The sequence below is a fragment of the Metabacillus herbersteinensis genome, assembly GCF_042433335.1.
Taxonomy (GTDB): domain Bacteria; phylum Bacillota; class Bacilli; order Bacillales; family Bacillaceae; genus Metabacillus; species Metabacillus herbersteinensis.
Genome location: NZ_JBHLVO010000099.1, coordinates 1 through 624, shown reverse-complemented (window position 1 = coordinate 624; position 624 = coordinate 1). Strand labels below are relative to the sequence as shown.

The following is a 624-nucleotide window of genomic DNA, read 5'->3' as shown; positions in this document are numbered from 1 at the left end:
TTTTCTAAGTCTGATTTCACTTTCTTTTCGATTTTCTTTAATCGAAACCGATCAAATTGGTCAACTTTTACCGCCAATAACAGCTCCTTATCTGTATTCACAGCCTTTACACCTGAAATCTCCTCTTCTTTTATTACTTTTTCTTTTGCTTCATTAGCAAGAGATTGATCGATCGGCTTGCTTGTATGTACCTTTACGATATTTGCATCATCATTGTTATTGGTAAACTCATTCTGATTTCCGGCACATCCTGAGCTAAGTCCGATAACTGCTATTAAAAAAAGACCAATCTTTACTCTCTTCATCTTATTTTTCATGGGATCACCCCTCCGTTTCTATGCATAAATTGAAGTATAAAAAAAGGTTGATTGAATCAATCCACCTTTTTTATCACGTTATTATTCTTTGTATTGAGGTTCTTCTTGTTCGATTTGTTGAATACGCGGTTCAATACTGTCTACAACGGATTGAGTTTGTTTAGCAGCATCTTGGTAAAGCTCCTTTGCTTGTTGATTCTCTGTACCAAGAGCAAATGTTTCGAAGCCAGCCTGCGCACTTTTCAATCCTGCTAGAACTGTCTTAACGTCATTTATTACTGTCATTTTAGGTTCCTGCTTTCTATTA

General features: G+C 35.9%; 2 protein-coding genes. Both read right to left on the bottom strand.

All coding sequences use genetic code 11. The annotated features are described in order from the left end of the window. On the bottom strand, positions 1-317 hold a 317-nt coding region (locus ACFFIX_RS27865), incomplete at its 3' end, for a hypothetical protein (RefSeq protein ID WP_378939912.1). 81 nt (positions 318-398) lie between these two features. Continuing rightward, positions 399-602: a DUF1657 domain-containing protein gene (locus ACFFIX_RS27860; RefSeq protein WP_378939914.1), complete on the bottom strand. Its 204-nt coding sequence runs from the start codon at positions 600-602 to the stop codon at positions 399-401. Between the last annotated feature and the right edge of the window lie 22 nt (positions 603-624).

Excerpts from the sequence above, each read along its gene's own strand:
- ACFFIX_RS27860 (WP_378939914.1), bottom strand. The coding sequence starts at position 602 with ATGACAGTAATAAATGACGTTAAGACAGTTCTAGCAGGATTGAAAAGT.